Source organism: Seonamhaeicola marinus, assembly GCF_008085455.1.
Genome location: NZ_VSDQ01000088.1, coordinates 1 through 468, shown reverse-complemented (window position 1 = coordinate 468; position 468 = coordinate 1). Strand labels below are relative to the sequence as shown.

The following is a 468-nucleotide window of genomic DNA, read 5'->3' as shown; positions in this document are numbered from 1 at the left end:
TTTTCGGCTTCAACAACAACTTTTCCTGGGGTTATAGATACGGGAAAGTTTAGCGTCATTACACTATTATCATCTTCATCAACTTCAATTCTATCAATTTTATCAAGCTTTTTAATTAAAGATTGTGCCATGGTTGCTTTTGATGCTTTGGCTCTAAACTTTTCAATTAATTTTTCAGTTTGTTCTATTTGTTTTTGCTGATTTTTTTGTGATGCTAATTGTTGTTCTCTCAGCTCTTTTCTTAAAACTAAATATTTTGAATACGGTTTAGGATAATCGTAAATTCTACCTAGTGAAATTTCAATGGTACGGTTGGTAACATTATCTAAAAACATTTTATCATGCGATACTATTACAACGGCGCCAGTGTAGCTTTTTAAAAAGCCTTCTAACCAAATGATAGATTCAATATCTAAATGGTTTGTTGGCTCATCTAAAAGTAAAATATCATTGTTTTGTAACAGTAGC

Annotated in this window: 1 pseudogene; it reads right to left on the bottom strand. The window is 30.8% G+C overall.

The features are described from left to right. Positions 1–468: pseudogene (locus FUA24_RS00545) on the bottom strand (ATP-binding cassette domain-containing protein); the annotation flags it as partial.